Annotated in this window: 15 protein-coding genes; 5 read left to right on the forward strand and 10 right to left on the reverse strand. The window is 48.4% G+C overall.

Annotated features, from left to right (window positions below; genetic code table 11):
- The first annotated feature begins 88 nt into the window (after positions 1–88).
- On the forward strand, positions 89–307 hold the full coding sequence (locus tag METMI_RS26145; RefSeq protein WP_232215198.1) for a VF530 family protein: 219 nt from the start codon (positions 89–91) through the stop codon (positions 305–307).
- Here the strand turns inward: METMI_RS26145 and METMI_RS0108475 are convergent.
- The 8 genes from METMI_RS0108475 to METMI_RS0108510 form a co-directional block, all read right to left on the reverse strand.
- Positions 267–1,868: a non-canonical purine NTP pyrophosphatase gene (locus METMI_RS0108475; protein ID WP_019865856.1), complete on the reverse strand. Its 1,602-nt coding sequence runs from the start codon at positions 1,866–1,868 to the stop codon at positions 267–269. The two genes, METMI_RS26145 and METMI_RS0108475, sit on opposite strands and share 41 nt — an antisense overlap.
- Entirely contained in the window at positions 1,858–2,856 is a 999-nt protein-coding gene (locus METMI_RS0108480) for a beta-ribofuranosylaminobenzene 5'-phosphate synthase family protein (protein ID WP_040572778.1), read from the reverse strand. Before METMI_RS0108480 ends, METMI_RS0108475 begins: the two co-directional genes overlap by 11 nt.
- Positions 2,823–3,563 (reverse strand): hypothetical protein, encoded by a 741-nt coding sequence (locus METMI_RS0108485; RefSeq protein WP_019865858.1) that lies wholly within the window; start codon positions 3,561–3,563, stop codon positions 2,823–2,825. Before METMI_RS0108485 ends, METMI_RS0108480 begins: the two co-directional genes overlap by 34 nt.
- Positions 3,560–4,696, reverse strand: coding sequence for a DNA adenine methylase (locus METMI_RS0108490; protein WP_019865859.1), 1,137 nt, complete (start codon positions 4,694–4,696; stop codon positions 3,560–3,562). Before METMI_RS0108490 ends, METMI_RS0108485 begins: the two co-directional genes overlap by 4 nt.
- Before the next feature lie 67 nt (positions 4,697–4,763).
- On the reverse strand, positions 4,764–5,066 hold the full coding sequence (locus METMI_RS0108495; RefSeq protein ID WP_019865860.1) for a type II toxin-antitoxin system RelE/ParE family toxin: 303 nt from the start codon (positions 5,064–5,066) through the stop codon (positions 4,764–4,766).
- A complete protein-coding gene (locus tag METMI_RS0108500; RefSeq protein WP_019865861.1) occupies positions 5,063–5,344 on the reverse strand; it encodes a type II toxin-antitoxin system Phd/YefM family antitoxin in 282 nt (93 codons plus the stop codon). Before METMI_RS0108500 ends, METMI_RS0108495 begins: the two co-directional genes overlap by 4 nt.
- Positions 5,345–5,550: 206 nt before the next feature.
- A complete protein-coding gene (locus tag METMI_RS0108505; RefSeq protein ID WP_019865862.1) occupies positions 5,551–7,779 on the reverse strand; it encodes a fused MFS/spermidine synthase in 2,229 nt (742 codons plus the stop codon).
- Positions 7,780–7,966: 187 nt separating this feature from the next.
- Positions 7,967–9,175 (reverse strand): glycerophosphodiester phosphodiesterase family protein, encoded by a 1,209-nt coding sequence (locus tag METMI_RS0108510; protein ID WP_019865863.1) that lies wholly within the window; start codon positions 9,173–9,175, stop codon positions 7,967–7,969.
- 523 nt (positions 9,176–9,698) lie between these two features.
- Here METMI_RS0108510 and METMI_RS0108515 point away from each other — a divergent pair.
- On the forward strand, positions 9,699–10,064 hold the full coding sequence (locus METMI_RS0108515; protein ID WP_156829803.1) for a hypothetical protein: 366 nt from the start codon (positions 9,699–9,701) through the stop codon (positions 10,062–10,064).
- Here the strand turns inward: METMI_RS0108515 and METMI_RS0108520 are convergent.
- Positions 10,006–10,977, reverse strand: coding sequence for an IS1595 family transposase (locus tag METMI_RS0108520; RefSeq protein ID WP_019865865.1), 972 nt, complete (start codon positions 10,975–10,977; stop codon positions 10,006–10,008). The genes METMI_RS0108515 and METMI_RS0108520 overlap by 59 nt on opposite strands.
- A gap of 89 nt (positions 10,978–11,066) precedes the next feature.
- On the opposite strand from METMI_RS0108520, the gene METMI_RS0108525 reads away from it, so the two are divergent.
- Entirely contained in the window at positions 11,067–11,471 is a 405-nt protein-coding gene (locus METMI_RS0108525; protein ID WP_232215299.1) for a PEP-CTERM sorting domain-containing protein, read from the forward strand.
- Positions 11,472–11,527: 56 nt separating this feature from the next.
- Here METMI_RS0108525 and METMI_RS0108530 read toward each other — a convergent pair whose 3' ends face one another.
- Positions 11,528–12,187, reverse strand: coding sequence for a hypothetical protein (locus METMI_RS0108530; RefSeq protein ID WP_019865867.1), 660 nt, complete (start codon positions 12,185–12,187; stop codon positions 11,528–11,530).
- A gap of 162 nt (positions 12,188–12,349) precedes the next feature.
- On the opposite strand from METMI_RS0108530, the gene recB reads away from it, so the two are divergent.
- The gene (recB, locus tag METMI_RS0108535) at positions 12,350–15,892 is read left to right on the forward strand and encodes an exodeoxyribonuclease V subunit beta (protein WP_019865868.1); all 3,543 of its coding nucleotides are present in this window, start codon (positions 12,350–12,352) and stop codon (positions 15,890–15,892) included.
- Positions 15,892–17,526, forward strand: a complete 1,635-nt coding sequence (gene recD, locus METMI_RS0108540; protein WP_019865869.1) for an exodeoxyribonuclease V subunit alpha — start codon at positions 15,892–15,894, stop codon at positions 17,524–17,526. Before recB ends, recD begins: the two co-directional genes overlap by 1 nt.
- Positions 17,527–17,646 lie beyond the last annotated feature (120 nt).

Genomic DNA, 17,646 nt, shown 5'->3' on the forward strand with positions numbered 1-17,646 from the left:
ATACCAACAAAAACAAACAAAATGACCAACGATAGCGCCAATTCAACCGAACAACCCATCACACCAATTAAAGCAACGCCACAATCCCTTGCACGGCATCACCCTAGAAACCATCGTCACCGAGCTAGTGGCGAATTACGGCTGGGAGGAACTGGTGGAACGTATTCCGATACGCTGTTTCAGCCACGACCCCAGCATCACCTCCAGCCTCAAATTTTTACGCAAAACCCCGTGGGCGCGTGAGAAAGTGGAAGGGCTTTATGGGTTTATGTTGCGGGAGATTCGGCGGTTGGAGGATGGAGATTGATAGGCTTATTTTTTAATAAAATACGTGCTTTTCCATGCCCAGTATTAGAAAGCCGATATTTTCTTTTTCCATCAATTACCTTGATTTCAAAATAAGGGTAAAACCTCTGGTTGAAATATCGGCTGATATTATTTTTGCTTTTAGGCTGATCTTCCAAAAATTGATTCATCAAATGGGCAATTTCTGTAGTTGTAAAATAACCTCGATTTGGCAATTGCTTTGCCAAGGTCATTAGAATTAAGTTTTCTAATTTCCGGCCTTTAAGTTGCTCTGTTTGATTATTAATAGGATTTTTTTGGTGATTTTTAAGGTAATTTTTTTCAAAATATGAGAAAAGTTCCTCAAGAGAACCATTATTTTCTATTAAATCAGATTTAAATCGCTCTTCTAATTCAAGTAATCCCATTGAGGCTTGTTGTGCATCACGTTTATCAAATTTCTCACGAGAATCTAGTTGGTCTTCACGTTGTCTTAATAAAGCCCGCTTAAAGCGTAGTTCCGCATCTGCCATTATATAAACGATAACAATCCGATAACTGCCAGCGTAATAATGCCTAAACCATTCGACTTCCAGTGGTGAGCGAAACCCCGTAACCACTATTGGTGCAATTTGGTTTTTCTCGATATTTTCTAATATTTGATCTGCCACTATTTCTGGTTGGTCGTGCAATGCCTGTTCGGCAAAATCACCAATACTGACAGAAGAAGCTACTCCGTGGCGTTGGTAATAACTCAAATACATAAAATCACTGGCTTCAATGTGGTAATAACCGTAATTATCCGCAAGATGTTCAGCTAAAGTTGATTTACCGGAACACGTTGGCCCGCAAATGATAAATAGCGATTCTTCGGAATCTAAACTACTTTGAACCACTGGCGTGGTGCGGCGAGTGATGATCTTGTGTTGTTCCAGAAAGGCAAGCATTTGCTGAAAAGCGTTGGCTCGGAAGTCATGTTTATCCGCTTCCTCAATGGCTAATAGGCTTACTGGTAACGAACAGCCATCGGGCATAAACCATTTATTAAAGGTTTTGTTATCCAGCCATGGATACATGGGGTTGGTGTCAAACGATTGTTCAACATCAACAACCTGTCCAGAAACGCTGCTGACAAAACAAAGATAATTTTTGTCTTCGGTAGCTTTTCGCAATTCCGGCGACAAATGCAAAACCACGTCAGAGCGGACAGTAGCTTTACGATTATTGCCCAACGCTTTTAATTGTTGATCTAAGTTTGCGAAATCCGTTTCTTCCATCCAATATTTTACGTCCAAGCCCGGTGTTTCACGCTCTATACTTAGCGCATCAATGGTTACAGACGTATCCTCTATAAAAAACAACCTGTTTTCACCTTTGGATACGGCCTTTTGCCATCGCTGTAAGGCATCTTCATAACTTTGCTTTAATAGCTCTTCTCGGTCATAAATCCGTGGTTCTATATAATTGGCATGAAAGGTTTTTTCCCGAAAACTTGTCACTTTTACATTGTAGTCGCGGCAAAGATGCCTAGCATGGGACAGCTTGATTTTACTGGAAGTAAAAAAAACGATTTCAAACATCATGTAATACTCGGCCATGATTAACAGGATGGGTGAGCAACCATTCACAATCAGGTCTGGCAATCCGCATTTGCTTGATAATTTCTGCCACGTTATCGGCTAGAAAAAACAAACTAGGCCCTAAACTGGACATGCCCACGGCCTCTGCACCGTTGACGTAAAGAGCCTCTTCGATATCCATGAGTGCCTGTCCATATTCCAAGCGTTCGGCTTTCTTCCAGTCACAATCTTGTATTGTTCGTAAAACCTTACAAAAAGCCGTCTTGTCCGCTTCCCGAATTGCCGCATACAAACCAAAAAGGGCGTGATAAGTGGTGGCGTAAACCGCTTCTGCCGATAATGGGCATGTCCGTTGAAAAAATTCCCTTTCTTCAGCTTGTGATTTATGAGGAATGTTTGATGGAATGCAAATGCCAATTTCCCAATCTGGCATAGGCCGTTGCTCTAGCAATAATGGTGGTTCTGAATTCTTAATGGTATGGGATGGCGCGTGGGATTGGTTACTGGCTTTTCGCCCTAAATCAAAAACAAACCCACCAGAGAAATAATTATGAATGCCGATGCCAGATGTTCCACCCCGACCAGATGCCTTAATCAAATCAGCAGGTGTCGGCTTTGATTTGCTGAGTAAATGCAGGGCTTCAAGACAGGCTAAACTGATAGCCGTACCCGTACCAAAGCCAGAATGGGGGCGCATATTGCCAGAAATGGTAATTTCAGCGGCGTTAGGAAAATTAAAATTATTTTTCTCTATCAGTAAAAGATTTGCCAACTTACTCTGCCCGTCATTATCAAGCGGATAAGTACGTTTATCGTTAATGATAAAATTATTCGCACTTAAAACACTTACGTTGCAATGCGGATCAGCTATCGCGAATCCTAAGCCGCCATTTATTCGGTATTCACTGTTGTGCATGGAGAGCAATGTCAAATGGAGGCGAGAATAAATAGATATTTTTAATCTGGGATTTTCGCTTGATTGTTTTTCCATTCTTCCCACTCACTTTCAAAGTATTCGATGTAATACTTTGCGAATTGGCTATCACGTTTTAAATGAATCGCTGGGGTATATCTACTGCTAACATTAGGAAATATTGGTCCAACTATACATTCTTCATCAATTATTACTATGCTATGAGCTGGCGCATGGGTATAACATGCGTATTCGAAAAACTCGTTTGTTCTTGAATCAGAAGATAACTTTTTAAGCCTAGGCTCTGCTGACTTGGCTTTTGTTTTGTCTTCACCAGATAATAGTTCTTTGTTTGCAACTAAAATTTGAACCTTAACTTTTTTTTCTAACGCCTTTAATAAAACTTTTTCATTTTCAGCAGCTTTGGGATTTTGACTAGCAAAATCCTCAAGAAATCTTTGGGCTGTAACTCCCAATACTTTTATTTCCTTTTCTGCCTTAGAAATTAGAGCCCCGTAATATTCTGAGCTTTTACGGTCAGGAAGAATTTTTTTGATTTTTAACTCGTCATATTCATCTATTTTTTTAATCTCGAACCATGATAAAAATGCTTGAAATAGCGCAATAATAAAACCAGTCAATAGTCCAGGTATTATTGATGACCATTTTGGCCCCGTCAAAAAATCAAGTGAAAATAGAATTAGCAGTAAGGCAATAACAAAAATCAAAAATGAAAAAATTGCGAAGCTATAACTTACGGTAGATATTTTTTTAAAAACTTTCATTTATTACTCCCAATAAACAATAATTCAACTTTTTTTTGCTTCGCTAAAGCATGGCAAAAGTCTTTTTTTAAGACCCTCACATATTTGAAGTTTTTTCTAAGTTCTGATGTGATGATTTCCTCTGATGGATATGCACCAGACAAATAAGAAAGTACTACAATGGATTGATTATGCTTTTGAATCAAATCAAAAAGTCGCTCACAAAATTCGCGCCTGTTTTGCCACTCATTAATGTGAGGAATAGATTTAATTGCTTTGATTGAAGACGTTTTATTTATTGCTTTATCCCAATGGTTGTAATCGCATAATCCCTCTAAAAAGTGATATCGTTTTAGATAGTCTTCGCCATTTCCTTTCAGTGCGACGTAAGGCGGATCAAGATAAACAAGATCATAACCTATAGTTAATCTAGAAACATCCCCATGCGTTAGTATGTTAGCAGGTTGTTTGGTTGGTGTTATCGCTTTTTGTATTTCTTTCAGGCTCTCTTTCATCAAGTCAGAAAATGGCTTTTCCCAAGTGACCCAGTTACCAAATGAGCGGGTAACATTTTGATTAAGCCGCAAGTTTAAATTAGCCCGATGAAATAAATTAAATGGACGTTTTTTTAAACATGCTTGAAATAAACAGTAAAAATAAAAGCTACGTTTGATTTGATTATCAACTTTGTTTATAGCTTGTACTGCACCATCGAGCCAATCGTTTTCTTCATCCGTATAGTACATTCCTGAAAAGGATTTACTGATAAATCCATTAGTTGGTTTTATTTGATTGATAAATGAATAGGGTTCATCAATTTCTGAAAAAGGGAATTTATTTGCCAATAAAGCTTTGGCGGCTATGGTGTTACAAAGTAACGCATCGTGAAAATTGACTTGTTTACCCATTGCTTTGAATAGTAACGCCACACTCGCGGTACCTCCAAAACCATCTAAGACGGTATTAAACGGTAAGTCTTTCAATTCTTGATAAATCCAACCCAACAAACGCCTTTTACTGCCGTAATAGCGGGTTTTTGGGAAGTTTGCTATTACAGCTTCCATTTCATGGGTATATTGAGGTGTGATTTTCCGAATAGACTTATTGGTTTTGTCTACTGATAATTCGATATTGATAGGGCGTTCAAGATTCATAAATTTGGATTATAGCTTGACGGGAAAACTTACCTCCCTCTCAAATTATTAGTGAAGAGTCTAAACACTATTCTGGCGAAAGCCAACGCCTTGCGCTATGACGGATATGCAAAATATAGACTTTGGGGTCTCGAACGCTATACAGGAGGCGATAATTCCCGACAATCAGTTGGCGTATTTCTTCTTCAAAAACATTGTCTTCAGGAGCAAGTGGGCAACGTAAAGGTAGCGTTTCTAAGGTTTGGATGGCATCCCGCATTTGCAAATACCACTGTAAGGCGTTTCGTGGGGAATCTTGGGCAATAAAGGAGTAAGCGTCTTGCAAATTGTTTTCGGCTTCCGGCATGATAATGACGGCATAGCGTTTCATTTTTTATCAATGCCTTGTTTTTGCTCGAATATCGAGAAAAAATCTTCGATAGGACGGCCTTCGCCGCGTTGCATTGACGCTAACCCCTGCCTGATACCTTCAATCGCTTCTAATTTATCTATCAGTGCTTGATAAGAACTGGCATCTTGCACGACCAGTTCGGCTTGTCCATTTACCGTAAGCACTTCGGGTTTCCCGCTTTCTTTAAGCCGTTGGATATGGGCTTTTGTGTTTCTTTGAAAATCTGTCAGCGAAAAAATATGATTGGTACTTATCATGGGGATTCCTTAAACAGTTAATTAACGGCTTATTTCCTGTCTATTATTGGTGATTCTATATCAATTTGTAAAGCGGATAGGAATGTTAAGTAGCCACCCAAAATTTCTGTGCAGGACGAGGTTTGCAACCTCGTCCTGACTTTTCCAACTTATTCGTAAAAGCTTAAAAGTTACGGAATGGGTAACAAACCCATTCCGGCAATTTGTTACCACTTCCAAATATCCACAATATTGGTAAAGTCATCCGTCCACGGCTTCATATCAAAATACAGCGGCATTTTTTGCCAATCGCCTAACAGGCTAGCTTTTAACGGCTCCAAGGTTTCCGCTCGGTTCGCCAACACCACCCAATCGGTCGCCACGACTAACGGCTGTTCTTCTTGTGGTATAAATTCTTCAATCAATGCCGCCAGATGCAGGTTTTCGGCGTGGATGGACAGGACTTTTTTCAGCGATAAATGGCGGTTGGTGATGTGGAAGGCCAAGATGCCGCCCAGTTTGAGTTTTTGGAAATACAGCTTCATCGCCTCTTCGGTGAGCAAATGCGTCGGTACGGCATCGGAGCTGAATGCGTCCATGACCAGCAAATCAAAACTGTGGTCGGGTTCTTTCACCAGTGATAAGCGCGCGTCGCCGATGCTCACAAGCGCGGTTTTGTTGCATTGGCTTAGGTAAGTGAACCAGTGCGGGTCACTGGCGATTTCGACGACTAGCGGGTCAATCTCATACAGCGTCCACTGTTGCCCTGGTTTGCTGTAACACGCCAAGGCCCCCGCACCTAAACCCACGCTGCCGATGCGCCAGTTCTGGTCAACATTATCGTACGCTTTAAATAATTGCCCCATCGGCCCAGGACGGCTGTAATAAGTCAGCGGGATGGTGCTTAAATTGGCGGCGAGACGTTGTGCGCCGTGTTTGGTGGTGCCGTGGAACAGTTCCCGATAGGTTTCCGGTTGGCCTTGTTCATCGGTCAACGTGCTTTCGCGCACGGCGAGGACACCAAAGAAAGTGCGGTCTTGGAACAGGGTGCGCGATGACAAGCCATGTACGCCCAACGCCAAGAAAATAATCGCGCCAGCGGATAAGGCAAATAGTGCAGGTTGTTTGCGGAAGAAGAAAATCACCAACGTCAACACCATCAGGCTGATAGCGATGGCATCGAAATAATCCAATAAATTGCCGACACTGACATACAACACCAAACCGATAGCCACCAGCAGGGCAGGTGGCAGCAGTTGCCATAACACGCGTTTCTTGATGACCAAACCAGGGCGCAACAACAAGGCCGCGCCTATCATGATCGGGTATTCGTAAATGCCGTTGAAAATGAACGGCGCGACAAAAGTATTGAACATGCCGCCCAACATGCCCGCGAAGGACATGATCAAATAATAGCGGGTCAGATGCTGGGTATTTGGACGCAATTTCGCCAGTTCGCCGTGGCAGACCATAATCGCGAAGAAAAACGCGATAACGTGCAAAATCAAATACATCCAATACGGCAAATCCGCCGGATTGATGAAGGCATAAGCGATGAACGGCACAAGGAAAATTGGCTGGATACGCACCATCCACGGATGGATGGCATCATTCCATTTCGAAAACACGATGATGAACGACAGCAAGTAAACGGTCAGCGGGATGACCCACAACAACGGTACGGAGGCAATGTCGGTGCTGATGAAATTGGTCAAGCCCAGCAACAAGCTAGAAGGGACTAAAGCCAAGGCCAGCCAATGCAATTGTGTGGTGTAGGGGATTTTGCCGGCGGTTTCCGTGTTGGTTTGCTGCGCCGTGGCGGTGTGGCTTTTCCATAGCACCGCCGCGCAAGCAGCAATCAGCACACCCAAAATCGCATAGCCGACGCTCCAATCGGTTTGCTGGGCGGTGAGGCCGATATTGGGTTCTAAAACAAACGGATAGCTCAATAAGGCCAATAAGCTGCCCGTGTTGCTGGCGGCATATAAAAAGTACGGGTCGTGGCTGGAATGGTGGCCGATTTGCGCGAACCATTTTTGGATCAGCGGCGCGGTGGTGGACAAGACAAAAAACGGCAAGCCAATCGCCAAGCCTAAGGTCGATAACAGCCAAAAAGTCGGGTCGCTTTCGGTCGGTGGGGAAATGGTTTCCGGCAAACCGACAGGCAAGGCAAACACGCTTAACAAAATAATCCCGGCATGGACGGCGATTTGCTGGGTCGCATTGAAGCGGGTCGAGAGCGTATGGGCGTACAAATAACCCAAGAACAAGATGGTTTGGTAAAACACCATGCAGGTGTTCCACACTGAGGGCGAACCGCCCAGCAAGGGCAACAACAGCTTGCCGAACAGAGGCTGCAGCACAAACATCAGTGACGCGCTAGTGAACAAAGTCACCGCGAACAGCAAAATCAAGGAGATACGACGGTCAGTAGGTTGTTCAGGCACAGAATTCATGGGTGTTAACTCGCTAATGTGATGCGCCCATGATAAAGCATTGCGCTTTTGAAAGTAAGTTTACTGCGGGATAGGGTTCGGCAGGCTAGATTTGGCGGTTTGGGTTGGCCATGGCGGAGGTGGAAAGGATAGGCAAAAAAAGCAGGGGTTGCTGGCATTGCACCAGCGACCGCCTGCAGAGAGGGGATTATTTCAAGCCCATACAGTTCGCATAGTAAGTGACCGTGGCGGACCAGTCAGAGAAAACACCGATGACGCCCACGTCTTTAGCGAGCACATCCAGCATCACCATGGTGTCACCGTCAGTTTTGATCCCGTTAGTGACGGATTGGTAGTAATAGCCGCCGCCGTCTTTCAACAGGCCAGAGCGTTCCAGTGTCCAAGTGATGATTTTTAAGCCGGCCGCTTTGAGCGCTTTTGCATAATCGGATGGGACGATTTTGTTTTTTGCGTTAAGCGTTACCAGTGCCCAAGTCGGTGGGGCGACGATTTTCACGCCTTGCGCAACCAAACCAGGTATTCTTGCCGTCGCCGCCACCACATCTTCAGGTGTGTTTAAATCTTCCAGCGAAACCGCGTGTTTGCCGAATTCAGGTTCATTGGCGATCCAGTAGAGTATGTCATTGACGTTAAAAGATTGTGCCCAAACGTTTCTAGGGTCGACACCGGCTTCCTTGTATTCATCAAGCATTTTTTGGGCATACATTTCTTGCGTCATGCCATCGAATGGCATGGGCACAAGCGCTTCTTTCAATTCGGGGGTCATGGAAACCCTCAGCCTTTTCGCCAAGGTGATGAATTCTTTATGGCTTAATACCGTGCCATTGCCGGCATAAGTGTCGGTACGGAAGCTTGGTGTGCCTTTTAGGTAGTCGGCCACTGTTTTGGCTTTGGCATTTGCGCCGTCCATTTTGCCTTTCAAGGTCTTAAATTCGGCTAAGGTGATGTCGCTGGTGCAGCATTGGACATTTGCGAAAGGGGTGGCGCTGCCCATATCGGCAGGCACTGAACATTTTGCCGCTAACGGTGTTTCCATGATGTTGGTGGTTGTGTGCAGGTCACATTGCGAGTGGCGGCAAACCAATTCTTTATCTTTGGTGAAGGTCACGTCACATTCCAAGATGCCTGCGCCCATTTTGGCGCCGGCCTCAATGGATTGTTTGGTTTCTTCGGGAAATTGTAATGCGGCGCCGCGGTGGCCTATTGAAAACCTGGTTTTGTAGAAAGGGCCGTTAGCGCATTGTTTTAAAGCTTTTTTCAGTGCGCTAGGGGCCATGTCTTCAACTAAGAAAAATGGTCTTGGCCCTAACTGGACCCTTTCGTCGGCAAATGTTGCCAGTGGTGACAAGGTGGCGACAACCGCTGCCGCTGCCAACAAAGTTTTAAGGTAACGCATGATATTCCCCCAATGATCAGGTTGATAAAAGTGTTGGTGGACTTAAGTCCACTCACTACTTTACTTAGCCATTAAGTCGTTATTGTGTCGGCTGTGTTGCCGTTTTATGACAGGGTTGTGATTTAGGGCATAAAAATGACACACCTTGCCGCCGATTTATGGGCTATGCCGGCGGTGTGTCCGCCCCAGATGGCCGGTGCCAATACGGCAAAGGGATTGGACAATCCTTGATGTGGGTTTTATAGGGTTATTAACTCAACATTGCCTAGCCCGGAAGAAAGGTAGGGGGGCAGGCAGCGGCTTTTTTTCAAGATAAACTATAAGAAATTGGTTTTAAATTGCTTTTTTGGTAATCTAGCCGAAAAGCATTGTTGGGCGGAGGGCTGCATCAGGTTAGACTTTAATGTTTACCTTTGTATTTATAAGCCATCCACTTAACGGGTGGCAAACTGAAGGCCGTTATAATTGGGTTGAGGTTGTGTCCATAGAATTAATCATAACAACCCTTTTTGGAGAAATTAGGATGGCAACTCTATCCCGCTTCATGCTTGTTGTTGGCGTGTCTTTGCTCGGCGGTTTTTTTAATTTAAATGCCGAGGCCAGCATCGTTTCCACGGTTTTGTCCTCACCTATAGTTGTCAATAATGATGTGGTAGGGTTTGACGTTGATAACGATGGCTTCGATGATTTGCACATCGACCATCTATCTGACACTAGTTTTGACGATGGGCAAACGGATACCGATGTTTTGATTTATGCCACATACGGGGTCGCCAATGTCTATACGGGCGGGCTATTTGCGGATAATTTCACCTTGCCTTTTTCTTTGGCTATGTTTGCGTTAATAGTTGGAAAGGTACGCAACGCCCCACAGCGGCTTGCAGGATGACGCCGGGGGTGATTTGTTCGCCCCATCGCTCCAGTCCGCGCCGCCAGCCCAGATAGTTATCAAGGTATTTGGTGGCGACCCCATGGAACCGCCGCATCCAAGTTTTGAGGCGGCTGTCATACGCATTGACATTTTGGATGTGGTAAACCCCGGCCAGCACACGAATCCCCGCCGATAGGTTCAATGCACGATGCGCAATACCCGCCTGACGCGCCGCGCCTTTGAGACTTGCGCCGCCATCGGTGCATAGCACGGCGTCCGCTNCGACGACGCGGCCAATAATGGGCGCCTCTTCGGCTTGCGTGGCCGCCGTCAGTTTGAAGTCGGTGGTGGTACCATGACGGTCACGTAGCACCAATACCGGCACTTGACCGTCCCCCGTCCCGCGTTGATGGGCCGCATGGCCACGGCGGTGCGGCGGCCTTGGTAACTGTCGTGAGCCTTTGAATGACAACGGAAAATAGGTTTCGTCCGCTTCGACAATGCCGGTCAAGCCAGTCGCCTTCAGCCCGGCCACCTCGGTGAGAAAACGGTGCCGCCAGCGAAAGCTCGTGGTTTTAGCCACGCCACAACGCTCGGCGGCTTTACGGACGGTGAGCCCTTCAATCAAGGCTTGGCTATAATCGAACCAGCGCTCTTTATGCCGCAACCGCGCAAGCGGGGTGCCCGTTAAAGCATTAAAACATTTTCCGCAGTCCCGGCAGCGGAACCGCTGTAACCCCGATTGCCTGCCCCAGCGGCCCAGTCGCCCGCTCTGGCAATGCGGGCACGGGCGCAGGTGTCCGCTCTCCAATTCACTGACGATGGCTTCACGGGATTCCGCCGCATTCAGCTGGACGAGCACGGCTGTCCGTTGCTTTCGGGTGAGGCGGCCCACCCCTTCCAACCACTCGCAATAGGCTTTTGTCTTCATTGTTCCACCCCCTGTCCCAATGAGACCAGGGTGAGTACAAAAGTTCAGATTCAACTATTAACGCAAACATAGCCTTTTCTTTGGGCAGCGTGATTGATGCGGCATCAAGTTTTGATTCATGTGGTTGCGGTACCGTGGCGGCTTCCAATTATTTTGATGTATTTGAAGGTGTGCGCACAGGAAATTTCGGATATTGGGCTAACGGGGGTGCGGACTCTAGCACATGGCCAGGCTTGGATCAGGGCTTTCTGGGTTATCTGGGCTTTGCGTTCGATTTTGCTGATGGATCCCTTCATTACGGCTGGGCGCAAATTGGGGTTAAGGCTTACAACAAGGACGATTTGTCCTCCTTCGAGGTCAGTGTGTATGGTTATGGCTATGAAACTCAGGATGATGTGGGGATTGGTGCTGGCTATCTTCCTGAACCAAGTACCCTGGCATTGTTTGCAATTGGCGCCATTGGCTATTGGCCACGTAAAAACCGTTTGCTTTAGTCTATTTTCCCGCACTATGGCCGTTTAAATAGGCTAATTGCTGGTTCTTGGGCTTGTCATCGCTTCCCTTCCATTTCCGTCATCAGCTTTTTGATTTGGTTTAACACTTGTTTTTGTTGTTCCGCAGGCAGACGGTTAAACCCTTCTTCGAAAGCCTTTAAATCATAAGCCGTATCCCCTGCGTTTTCCGCTGTAGCTGGGTCCGCAAGATTAATACGGCAATCTTCCAAAACTTGCTGGATCGGTTTTGTGGCGCCTTCCAGCGAAATTGCCCCAGACAATACCTTTCGGGTCATTGTGGTGACCCGGACGAAAATGGTTTCTTTCCCCATTAAAATATCATCAATAATACGCTGGGCATGATCCTCCGTATAACCTTTGCGTTTGGAATCAGGGAAGGTTTTCATTTGCAGTGGTACAGGCGTGTTTTGGTCGATTTGATAACTAAAATCAAACGCCCTGCCTTGGGAGGCGATCAGGCTTTCGGTATTGATGTTGACCCGCAACTGTTTGTCCTTGCAAACAATCTCTAATCTGATGTCATCATAAAGGTCACGGCGTGGCAACGGTGATGACGTGAAGCTGTAAGTTTGGTTGCTTAACCGGTCAGTTTCCTGTTGATAATTCCAAGCATTTACAGCATACAGGTTGCCGGAGCTAGCCAACAAGGCGATGAGCGCAAAGGTTTGGGGATGGTTTTTCAAAGGGGATTTCATTTTTTCTCCACAACAACTCTTTTGTTTAGAGGCCAGATAAAGCTGCCCATGCTTAAGCCGCTTATGACCAGTCATTTGAAATTCAACGGAACGTTTGGTTAGCTATATGATATTAATATAACCCTAATGATTGCGAAGACGTATCGAAAAGCAGATTCATCTATGCCCACTGAACATTTCGACCCCATCACAACGCCCTTACGCCCTGGCGTAAACCTGATAGAAGCCAGTGCCGGGACAGGCAAAACGTATGCGATCGCCATGCTGGTGTTGCGTTTTGTTGTGGAAAACAATGTCAATATCAAAAATTTGCTGGTGGTCACCTTCACCAAAGCGGCGACCGAAGAGCTAAAAGAGCGCATCCGTAGCCGTTTGGCGGAAGCCAAGCGGGCGGTGTCGGGCGATCCCAACGCCGATCCTGCGGTCGCTGCTTGGCTAGGCCAGATTGACGTGGCGCCTGAAGATGCCAAACAACGTTTGGTGCTGGCCTTGCTGGACATCGACCAGGCGGGCATCTTCACCATACACGGTTTTTGCCAGACCGTCCTGCATCATTACGCCCTGGAAAGCGGGCAGTTGTTCGATGCGGAACTGACGGGCGATTTGGCGAACATTAAACAAGCCTGCGCCGATGATTTTTGGCGGCAACAGATGGCGCGCCCGCTCTGGGATGTGGCGGTGCTGACCGCGCAATTCAAAACGCCGGACGCCTTGCTCGGCAGCCTCGCCGCATTCCCTAGTGCGGGATTAAGCGCCAGCACGCGGATACAAATTTATCCTGACAGTTGTGGCCTTGATGAAGCCCTGGCGGCATTCAAACACTTGGCGGAACAGGCCCAAGCTGTTTTGGACACAACGGCGGGCCAGGTGCGCCAGGCATTTGCCGAAGAAAAGTTCAAAGATAATTACCGGATTATGTTTGAAGGGCATTGCCTGGCCTTGTCGGTTTGGTTACAAGGCCATAGTTTTGACATCCCCAGTGCCGGAACCTTTGAGTTGTTAAGCAAGGACGGCTTGCTCGGCGCTTTGCACGGCGGCAAATTCCGCGCCACCAAAACCCAATCGGGTTTGGAGCGCAAACTCGACTATCTGGCGAAGCTCAACATCAACACCCAGGTTTTCGATAGCTTAGCCGCCGCTTACGCGCAAATCCCGGTTTTGTTCCGGCGTTTGTTGTTGGCAATCTTGTGTGTGGAATTGGACAAGCGTTTGTTGCAAATGAATGTGATGTCGTTTGATGATTTGATCAGCCGCCTCGCCGAAGCCCTGCAAACCGAACAAGGCGCGTTGCTGGTCGGCGCGTTGCGGCAGACTTACCAAGCCGCGTTGATTGATGAGTTTCAGGACACCGATGACAGCCAATGGCTGATTTTTTCGTCGATTTTTGCCACCACCGCACAAGATGGCGCAGAACCCCGCCCGTTCCTGTACCTGATTGGCGACCCGAAACAGGCCATTTACAAATTTCGCGGCGCGGACATTTACTCGTACCTGGCCGCCCAACAACAAGCCGAACACCCGTACACGCTGGGCAAAAACTGGCGGTCGCATCCGCGTTTGGTCGCCGCCGTCAACACCTTGTTCCAACGCGAACAGGCGTTTTTGCTCAACGACCTGCATTTCCATCCGGTCGGGGCGGGCAGGGCGGACGGCAGCACCGCCTTGCATTGGGACAATGCCGCCATTGCGCCGATGGTGATCTGGCAAGTGCCCGAAAGTGATAGCAAATCCGGTTACTGGACAGCAGGCAAAGCGGCGCAAGCCATCCAGTATTTCGTCATCCAAGAAGTCGTGGCCTTGCTCACGGAAAGCGTCCGCTTCCAACCCGGCAATACCCCGATACAGGCCAAAGACATCGCCATTTTGGTCAGGACTAACCACCAAGCCCGCGATTACCAAACTTTGTTGCGCAGCGTGGGCGTGCCATCGGTCATCAACAGCACCGAATCGGTGTTCGCCAGCCAAGAAGCCGCCGATTTGTATATTTTGTTGGAAGCCCTCGCCAATCCAGGCGACACGGCTTTGCTCAAACAAGCCCTGACCTTAAGCTGGCTAGGTTTGGACGGGCAAGCCTTGTACCAGCTTAGCCAAAATGAAACCGAGCTTGACCAATGGCTGTCGCGGTTCGCGGGTTATTACCAAGATTGGCAAAGCTCAGGCTTGATGGCGATGTTGATGAATGTGTTGGAGCGCGAGCAAATCCGTCTGCATATCTCACAAACGGTCATGGCGGAGCGGCAGCTCACCAACTTGCACCATTTGCTGGAATTGCTGCAACAAGCCGTGCTGGATGAACATCTGGGGGTCACCAAAACCTTGGATTGGCTACGCGCCGCCATTGCCGGGGCGGGTGGTGACGAAAACGAACAATTGCGGCTGGAAAGTGATGAAGATGCCGTGAAGATCGTCACCATGCACCGCTCGAAAGGCTTGGAATACCCAGTGGTGTTCTGCCCGTATTTGTGGCAACGCAGTGACAGGCTGTACAGCGAGAAAAACTTGCTCACTTGCCATGTCGACGGGCAGCTGCGGGTGGATTTAGGTTCCGGTCTGTTTGAGCAACACCGGGGACAAGCCTTATACGAAGAGCTCGCCGAAGATTTGCGGGTGTTTTATGTCGCCGTGACCCGCGCCAAATACCGTTGCTATGTGGCTTGGGCAAACGTGCGTTCCGAAGCGGACCCCAACGAGTCGGCAATGGCGTGGTTATTAGATTTTGCTGCCGCCGATTTTGCCCGGCAACAAGCCGTGTTACGTGATTTGGCAACCGCCGCCCCCGATACCTTTGCTTACCGTTTATTGGATTTGGCAGACGCGCAAGGCATTACGCCGCTGCGCCCAAATTCCGTCACCCCCACAACGCTGCAAGCCCGTACTTTGCAACGCTCGTTGTACACGCGCTGGCAGATGAGCAGCTACACCGCCTTGTCCGCGCTTAGCCACGCCGACACGCCAGAGTTGCCACAAGACAAAGCCCGCGAACCCGCCGCCGAACTGGCCGAAAAATCCGCCACCGAACTGCCACGCGGGGCGCATACTGGCAACGTCGTCCATGATTTGCTGGAAAACAACCGCTTCGCCGACTTGGCACAGCGTGTGGACATCAGCGTGCAACGCGACCAAGCGTGTTTGCGTTACGGCTTGGTTGTGCCTGCGCCGAATCTGCTGGAAGACTTGCTGCAAGCCGTGGTCAGCACACCTTTGTCTATAGGTGAGCCGGCGTTCTGCCTGATGAACATTCCGGAAACGCAAGCCTTAAAAGAAATGCCGTTTTACCTGTCCATGCAGGATATGGATGCCAGCCACATCAACCGCATCCTAGATGGCTCGCCCGCTTACCAACCTTTGGGCAGCAAGCAGATGTGTGGTTTTTTGACCGGATTCATTGACTTGGTCTGCACCTATCAAGGCCGTTTTTATGTCATGGACTATAAAACCAACGCCCTACCTGATTATGCGCCCGCCACCTTGACCGAAGCGATGCGCGAACATAACTACGGTTTGCAATACTGGCTCTATACCGTTGTTTTGCACCGTTACCTGCAAACCCGTGTGCCGGATTATGATTTTGAAAACCACTTTGGCGGTGTGCGTTATTTGTTCGTGCGGGGGATGCAAGCTGAGGTGGCGATGAGCGGGGTTTATGAGGATAGGCCGGATATGGCGCGGGTTGAGGCATTGGCCCGCTTGTTGGGAGGGCGGTAATGATGGAAGAAGCACGGTTTACCCGTCTCGACACCGCTTTCGCCCGTTTCCTTAGCCAACGCAGCCGTTTGGACGGGCAAGCCAAGCAACGCTTTGAGCAAGTGCTGATGCGTTTGTCTTACGAACAAAACCAAGGCCATAACTGTATCGCCATTGAACAGGAAGAACAGGCGTTGCTATTGGCTTCGGGGCTTGCCGATGGGGTAGGTGGCTTGCCGCTGGTGGTTGAGCAGGGCCGTTTGTATTTGCAGCGTTATTGGGACTATGAGCAACATTTGGCGGAGCAACTTAAGGCGATGATGGATGGCCCGCCAATACGGCAGCTGGACAATCTGGATGGCTTGCTCGATAGGTATTTTTCTAAAACTTCGGAAGCCAGGGATTGGCAGCGCGAAGCCGCAGAAGTGGCGGTCAAGCAGCCGTTCAGCATTATCACGGGCGGGCCAGGCACGGGCAAAACCACGACGGTGGTGAAAATCCTCGCGGTGTTGCAGGAGTTGGCGGTGCAGCCGTTGTTGGTTGCCTTGGCGGCACCGACAGGCAAGGCGGCGATGCGTCTGCAAGAATCTATCGGGCAACGCAAGGCGGATTTGCCTTGTCCTGAGGACATCAAAAAACATATCCCCGAAACCGTGACGACCTTGCACCGCTTGTTGGGAGCGAGGCCACCGTCACCGTATTTCCGCCATCATGCGGGGCAACCGCTGATTTATGATTTGGTGGTGGTTGATGAAGCGTCTATGGTCGATTTGGCTTTGATGGCTAAGTTGGTGGATGCCTTGAAACCCAATGCCCGTTTGATTTTGCTGGGCGATAAAGACCAGTTGGCATCGGTGGAATCGGGTGCGGTGTTGGCGGATTTAGTCGCCGCTTTGCCGGATCAGGCCTTGGAATTGCAAACCACGCACCGTTTTGGCGGCGTGATTAAGGCTTTGGCGGATGCGGTCAACCAGCAGCAAACCGAGGTGGTGTGGCGGGTGTTGCGGCAAGGCGATGCAGCCTGCGGGTTGTTGGAAGAAGATTTGATCGCCTATGCGGCGCTACGGCATAGCGGCTATTTGCGTTTGTTGCAAAAAGGCGCGGGGTTTACGGAAATATTCGCCGAATTCAGCCGCTTCCAGGTGTTGTGCGCCAACCGCCAAGGTAAAAACAGTGTCGCCGACCTTAACCACGGTGTGGAGCAAAAGTTGGTCGGACAACGCTTAATCCAACTCTCCGGTTTGTGGTATGTCGGCCGGCCCGTGATGGTGACGCAAAACAACGCGGCCTTGCATCTCTATAATGGCGACATTGGCATTTGCCTGCCGGATCAGGAGCAACAAGGTAAGTTGATGGTGTTTTTCCAACGCCCCGATGGCAGTGTCAAAAAATATCTGCCCGCCCGCGTGCCGCATTGTGAAACGGTGTTTGCCATGACCATCCATAAAAGCCAAGGTTCGGAATTTGACGAGGTGCTGATTGTGTTGCCGGAGGTGATGAATCCGGTGTTGACCAAAGAATTGCTGTACACGGCGATTACGCGGACGAAGCGGAGGGTGAAGCTGGTCAGCGGGGTCGACGTGTTGGCGCAAACCATTGCCCAAAAAGTGGCGCGGGTGACGGGCTTGGTGGAAAAATTCCAGATGGAAAACTAATGCCCACGAAAAGCACAAAAGGCACGAAACTTAAAATTTTGGCCATCTATGATTTGATGGGTTGTACAAACATGACTTTTCCGCATCGCCTTGTTGGTGTTTTTTCGTGCTTTTCGTGTC

The organism is Methylovulum miyakonense HT12 (genome assembly GCF_000384075.1).
Taxonomy (GTDB): domain Bacteria; phylum Pseudomonadota; class Gammaproteobacteria; order Methylococcales; family Methylomonadaceae; genus Methylovulum; species Methylovulum miyakonense.

Coding starts and splice junctions, on each gene's coding strand:
- METMI_RS0108505 (WP_019865862.1), bottom strand. CDS start 7,779: ATGAATTCTGTGCCTGAACAACCTACTGACCGTCGTATCTCCTTGATT.
- METMI_RS0108510 (WP_019865863.1), bottom strand. CDS start 9,175: ATGCGTTACCTTAAAACTTTGTTGGCAGCGGCAGCGGTTGTCGCCACC.
- recD (WP_019865869.1), top strand. CDS start 15,892: ATGATGGAAGAAGCACGGTTTACCCGTCTCGACACCGCTTTCGCCCGT.
- METMI_RS0108490 (WP_019865859.1), bottom strand. CDS start 4,696: ATGAATCTTGAACGCCCTATCAATATCGAATTATCAGTAGACAAAACC.
- METMI_RS0108500 (WP_019865861.1), bottom strand. CDS start 5,344: ATGATAAGTACCAATCATATTTTTTCGCTGACAGATTTTCAAAGAAAC.
- METMI_RS0108515 (WP_156829803.1), top strand. CDS start 9,699: ATGGCAACTCTATCCCGCTTCATGCTTGTTGTTGGCGTGTCTTTGCTC.
- recB (WP_019865868.1), top strand. CDS start 12,350: ATGCCCACTGAACATTTCGACCCCATCACAACGCCCTTACGCCCTGGC.
- METMI_RS0108485 (WP_019865858.1), bottom strand. CDS start 3,563: ATGAAAGTTTTTAAAAAAATATCTACCGTAAGTTATAGCTTCGCAATT.
- METMI_RS0108480 (WP_040572778.1), bottom strand. CDS start 2,856: ATGGAAAAACAATCAAGCGAAAATCCCAGATTAAAAATATCTATTTAT.
- METMI_RS0108530 (WP_019865867.1), bottom strand. CDS start 12,187: ATGAAATCCCCTTTGAAAAACCATCCCCAAACCTTTGCGCTCATCGCC.
- METMI_RS0108475 (WP_019865856.1), bottom strand. CDS start 1,868: ATGATGTTTGAAATCGTTTTTTTTACTTCCAGTAAAATCAAGCTGTCC.
- METMI_RS0108495 (WP_019865860.1), bottom strand. CDS start 5,066: ATGAAACGCTATGCCGTCATTATCATGCCGGAAGCCGAAAACAATTTG.